The 1,325-nt window shown below is 46.1% G+C and carries 1 protein-coding gene; it reads right to left on the bottom strand.

Features of this window, described 5'->3' with window-relative positions; genetic code table 11:
• Positions 1 to 16 precede the first annotated feature (16 nt).
• Positions 17 to 1,183: an IS4 family transposase gene (locus tag BUC26_RS22560; protein WP_073379690.1), complete on the bottom strand. Its 1,167-nt coding sequence runs from the start codon at positions 1,181 to 1,183 to the stop codon at positions 17 to 19.
• Positions 1,184 to 1,325 lie beyond the last annotated feature (142 nt).

Genomic DNA, 1,325 nt, shown 5'->3' with positions numbered 1-1,325 from the left:
CACTAGTGTCCGATTGTTAATCGAATAAATTCAGTTGCTTATTGGGGCACCTGGTCTCTTGATTGTAATCTCTTTCAGTAACTAATTGATAAAACGGTACTTTCTCGAAAACGTTGACGCTCAAAATCTGTAAAATTGTGTAGAGACTTTCTTGCAAGTCGAACTGCTTTTTCATGATAGCGACCAGCACGTATACTGAGACCGCAATCCAGATTTGTGATTTTACTGCGTTCTCCGATGTACCGAAAAAGCTCTTTATTCTGAGGTGTTGCTTGATCCATTTGAAAAACAGTTCGATTTGCCAGCGACTGCGATAGAGCTGCGCTATCGTCAACGCCGGTAAAGTGAAATTGTTGGTGAGAAAGACCAGCGACTTGCCTGTCTTCTCGTCGCGAAATTTCACCCGACGAAGTGCTCTCGGGTAGTCCTTTCTGGCATAGAATCCCGTAAGCACAATCGTTTGGTCGCAGATCAAGCCAGTGCTTCTGTCGACAGGGTGTGAGTAACGTCGTTTGTATTGGGTGTTTGATTTGGCACGAGTTACGAAATAGGCTGGTATTTGATTGAATTCGTTTAATCTTTCGAAGTCCAGGTAGCCCCGATCCATGATATAATATGCGCCTACCTCCAGGGGTAAAATATCGAGCGCGTTGATATCGTGAAATTTGCCGTCGGATATATGGATAAATGTTGGGATGTTTCCTTTGAGGTCGAGGAGGGTATGGAGTCTGATCGCCGCTTTTGTTTTGCGAAATGGTGCCCAGGGAAAAACAGAGAGACACAAGTCGATGGTGGTTGAATCCAGAGCATAGACCGTCTCGTCGAGATCGTCGCTGAACGAATCCTCTTTGTAGAGTTCGCGAGCAGTTGCGATAAGATGTTGGGCTAACTCCGCATAAATCCGCCAGTCGCGTTTTTCGTTGGCGTCGGCGAGCGTGGATTTGGAAACTCTGCCACGGATACCCATATGATAGAGTTTCTTTTGCTGAGAACGTAGACATGCCTCGATATCGCGAAGACTCTCTCGGTAGGTGATTTGGGCAAAGGCCATGCACAAGAATTGATCGAGACAGGAGAACCTTCTTACCCTGCGCTCTCCTTGGTATTTGGCTACACACCGACGAAAGGTTGGCAATGGCATGAACTCCATAACCTGCTTGAAAATCAATTGTCCGGCAAACATGTGCGCCCCCCTCCAGGGTTTTGCCGAAGAATTTCCCTAGAAAGGGATCAGATTTCAAGTCGATTATGGTCATTTTGCCGTGAATGCTATATTAATACAAGATGTTACACCGAGTCGTTTGGCTCTTAACCGGACACTACTG

The sequence above is a fragment of the Desulfofustis glycolicus DSM 9705 genome, from assembly GCF_900130015.1.
In the GTDB taxonomy this organism is placed as follows: domain Bacteria; phylum Desulfobacterota; class Desulfobulbia; order Desulfobulbales; family Desulfocapsaceae; genus Desulfofustis; species Desulfofustis glycolicus.
The sequence above is the reverse complement of the archived record's forward strand: the minus strand, read 5'-3'. Positions and strand labels throughout refer to the sequence as shown.

Coding starts and splice junctions, on each gene's coding strand:
- BUC26_RS22560 (WP_073379690.1), bottom strand. CDS start 1,183: ATGTTTGCCGGACAATTGATTTTCAAGCAGGTTATGGAGTTCATGCCA.